Origin of the sequence: uncultured Campylobacter sp. (assembly GCF_938017705.1) — a bacterium.
GTDB lineage: Bacteria > Campylobacterota > Campylobacteria > Campylobacterales > Campylobacteraceae > Campylobacter_B.
Genome location: NZ_CALIIS010000192.1, coordinates 1 through 4,058, shown reverse-complemented (window position 1 = coordinate 4,058; position 4,058 = coordinate 1). Strand labels below are relative to the sequence as shown.

Here is a 4,058-nt window from a genome sequence, read left to right as displayed (position 1 = left end):
GAACGCTAATCGGCTGGAAGACTAGGAAGAGTATCCCGGAAAGTAGGATCGCGCAGATGGCGCTAATCCTCGGTATACGTCGAGATACTCTCATTCCTGCGAATAAAGAGATAGAAATCCCACATTCATGTGAAGGCTGCTGCAGCAGCTGCAATAACAAACCTTCAAACAAAACAAAAGCGCCCAAAGAGCCTGAATTAAAAGTGTCGAAACACTACGTCCTACTTAGCACCCTTAGCACCCCGGCGCAAAGAGCCGAGGCCGTGCGGCTTGACAACTCCCTCAAGCTCGGCGAGTTTTGCGAGCTGCTTCATACTTCGCGCCACCTTTATAATCGGGCGAAAGATGGACAATACCCTTTCTTGCTTGAATGGGCGTATGCGCTTAAGGAAAATTTGCACGTCAATATCGATTGGCTCAAAAGCGGCGTCGGTCCGATCTACGAGATCGAATTTACCGAGGATATGAAAATTTCATAGGGGGCGGATATGTTAGAGGCTTTTTTCGAAATGGGCTTTGTAGATTGGGCGGTAGCACTACTTTGCCTTGCCCTTTTAGAGCTTATCGGATACGCGCTTTACAAGCAGGGCGGCGGGCTATGAGAGAGTTTATGTCTCTGGAGTCCGCTTGCGCCACCTACGAAACCCCGCGCAAGGCCCTGCAAAACCTATCCTATTTCGACCGAAGGACCGGGCGCGACGATAGGTTTTATAGGCAAGACGGGCATCTCTATGTTAGACAAAACTACAAATGTCCTCATTTTGACGACATCGCAGAGCTTTATTACAGAGCCTTAGAGTGCGCCGATAGCGAAAAAGAGATAGCCAAATTTATATCTCGCCGCACCGGCAAAAACATCAATGCGGTTTATTTTTATTTCAGAAATTTCAAGTTCAAAAACCCGGACTTTGCTCGTATCGTAGCAAAGCTTCTGGGGATTTTTATAAGACAAAACAATCTATTCGCGGAAGTGGGATACTAGCATGGATAATATATTTCAGACGATAAGAGAGACGATTGATAAAGAGCAGTTTAGAGATTATGTAAGCTCAAAATACGGCATAGAATTTAAGGGTCGCGCGGCGAACGGCTTCTGCCCTTTTCACGATCACGACCACGACACTCCGAGCCTCGGCATCGCAAACGGCAAGAGCGGCGGAGCTTTCTTTCACTGCTTCGCCTGCGGAGCTAGCGGCGATATCGTGAGATTTACGGAGATGAAAGAGAGCATCCCTCCGCTTGATGCCGCTGCTGCTGTGTGCGAATACTTCGGCATTCCGCACAATATCAAAAAGGGCGAACTCAGCGAGGAGCAAAAGGCACAGATCGAGGCTAGAGCGAAGCTTTTGCAGGAGCAAAACGAAGCTCGCGCAAAAGCGGACGCCGCCAAGAGGGCCGCCGCCGAAAAAAGGATGCGAGCTCGCATCGCGCCGGAGCTTGTCTCAAATTTTGAGGCCATAAGACCGACGCTCATAGAAAACGGGCTGCGCGGAATTTTCGTAAACTACGAAGCCCCTACCTTTCTGACCTACTCCAAAGACGCGATAGGATATTCGCACGAGCATCAAAGCATAGCGATCATCATTCGCGACGAGCGAGGCGTGCCGCTAAATATCAAATACCGAGAAAAATTTGCTTGGGACAGTAAGGCTCGCGCCGTAAGCTCCGAGCGTATGAACGGCAAATGGATAGGCGAAAGCGGAGCCGCAGCGGCGCCGTTTCCGATTAGATACTTCCTCGATAACCCGGACGATCGCGTCATCATCTGCGAGGGCGAAAAAGATGCCCTGAATTTGATGAGCTTCAACGTAAACGCCCTAACTTTGGGCGGCGCGGGGAGCAGATGGGACGAGTATCTGGAGTTGCTGCGCGGCAAGGACGTCTATATCTGGTTCGACCACGACGAGGCGGGATACGAAAACGCGATCAAAAGGTATTACGAAATCAAGCCCGTAGCGCGAAGCACCCATATCGTGCTATTTTATATGCTCGAAAAAGATCTGAATAAAAAATATGACATCAGCGATTGGCTCTACAACCATACCTCAAAGATCACAAATGACAATATGTTTGATCTGCTGGCGTTTAGCTGCTTCGAGCCGACAAACATCGTGATCGATGAGATTTGCGATTATTTTCCGAATTTGCGCGAGAAGCTGGCGCCCTTCCGACGCGGCAAGATAATCCATTATTTTGATGAAATTTTTGGCGAGTTCTTGCTAACCGATAAGAACGGCAACTGCGTCAATATATTCACCGTCAGAGGCGAGTTGGACGAACCCTACATCAATACTATCCTGAAAAACGCAAAGGCGCTCAAGAAATCGGATAGCGATACCTACGAGCGGATCAAAAAAGCCTTTTTCGACGGCGCGCTCATAGGCGAGATCGCCCAAAAAGATTGGGATAAGTATAGCGCGACCTTCGATAAGCTACTTCAGATAAACAAGACCGTGCTTACGAATTACCACCAAACCCACATCGTGGATATGGTGGAGAGTTTCCTCGCTTCGGTAGAGAAGCTCGGATATCCTTTCGCGCAATACAAGGGAGAGCTGTATTTCTGGACGAAAACGCATTACGCTAGGGTCGATCTGCGCGTGTTAAATCACTTCCTGCAAGAGTATTGGATGCCGAGGGCTTGCGTGGACGTGAAGAAAAAGAGCGTGGACAACTCCACGAAGATTATTGAAAATTTGCTTAACAAAGCCCACCCGCTCGATACGCTCAAACGCGACGAGCAAAGGCGAGTTATAAATTTAACCAACGGCACAATCTTTATTTCCAAATACGGGAATATCACCTTTAAATCGCGCCACGAAAAGGGCGACGGCGCGCTGAATATCTTGGATTTTGCATACGACAAAAACGCCGTTTGCCCGAAGTGGAATAGATTTCTGCGCCAAATTTTAGCGGACAAGGACGACATTAAGACCTTGATGGAGTTCATCGGATACTGCTTTCTGCCGAGCCACGAATTTGAAAGCTTTCTGTTTTTATACGGCAAGAGCGGCGCCAACGGCAAGAGCGTTATTCTGGACACCATTCGCAACTTTTTCGGTGAAGATAACGTCTCAAGTCTCCAGCTTCAGCAGTTTGAGGGGCACCAGCTTTACGGACTTAGCAATAAGCTCATCAATATCGGAACCGAGATCGACAAGAACGGCACCGACAAAGGGCAACTTGCAAATCTAAAGGCTCTTGTGTCTACAAAGGACAGTATTATGATAAATCCAAAAAATGAGAAGCCTTTTAACCTTTTGCCAAATGAAAAGCCCAAACTCGCCTTTTCGGGAAACGCCAAGCCTAAGCAGGGCGTGGATAACGCAACTCTAAGGCGAATGGTGCTTATCAGCTTCGATAAAGAGATCAAAGACGGGCAAAAGATTAGAGGGCTTAGCGATCGCTTTAACGACGAGATGGCGGGGATTTTCAACCTTGCTCTTTCCGGACTTATGAGGCTCGTAAAGCAGGGCAAATTTACCCGCTCCAAGCGAATGCTGAGCGAGCTTGAGGAGTATAGGGACGATGTCAATCCTATGAGGGCTTTTGTAAGAGATGCCGTCATCCCCGATGAAAACTATTTCGTGCCGAATAAATACCTCTATATCCTCTACAAGACATACATCGAGGACAAGGGCGGCACCCCGCAGAAAGAAAAAAACTTCTATGCAAATTTTATCGACGAGTGCATGATGAATAATATCAAGGTTACCCGCGGAAGAAGACGGATGTCATATCCTTTGGCGGGACTAAGCGGCGATAGGCCTCATTGCGTATTCGGGATCCGAGCGAATGAAAATTTGGATTTTAACAAAATCAACGTGGATGGCAGTTTTATAGAAATCGGCGCCCTAAGCGAATATCAAATCGGGGGAGCAAGAAGCGATGAAGAGTAAATTTGTCCCACGATACAGGCCTTTGTCCCTCTATCGTCCCACTATTTTGATCCGATGTCGGGACGGCAAAGCAGCGCTAAAATCGGCTCTAGGGGCTCGTTGTCCCAGCGTCCCAGCATTTTTGACTATATATTCATATATTTTTATTACTGAATTTAA

Annotated in this window: 3 protein-coding genes; all 3 read left to right on the top strand. The window is 47.9% G+C overall.

The window, feature by feature from the left end; translation table 11 throughout:
* Positions 1-479: hypothetical protein (locus tag Q0605_RS08915; RefSeq protein ID WP_298706325.1), on the top strand; the 479-nt coding region annotated here is incomplete at its 5' end.
* A 119-nt stretch (positions 480-598) separates the two neighbouring features.
* The gene (locus Q0605_RS08910) at positions 599-982 is read left to right on the top strand and encodes a hypothetical protein (RefSeq protein WP_297921115.1); all 384 of its coding nucleotides are present in this window, start codon (positions 599-601) and stop codon (positions 980-982) included.
* A 1-nt stretch (position 983) separates the two neighbouring features.
* On the top strand, positions 984-3,899 hold the full coding sequence (locus tag Q0605_RS08905) for a phage/plasmid primase, P4 family (RefSeq protein ID WP_298706323.1): 2,916 nt from the start codon (positions 984-986) through the stop codon (positions 3,897-3,899).
* The last annotated feature ends 159 nt before the right edge of the window (positions 3,900-4,058 follow it).

What these genes read in the sequence shown, in the direction of transcription:
- Q0605_RS08905 (WP_298706323.1), top strand. Translation starts at nt 984, where the DNA reads ATGGATAATATATTTCAGACGATAAGAGAGACGATTGATAAAGAGCAG.
- Q0605_RS08910 (WP_297921115.1), top strand. Translation starts at nt 599, where the DNA reads ATGAGAGAGTTTATGTCTCTGGAGTCCGCTTGCGCCACCTACGAAACC.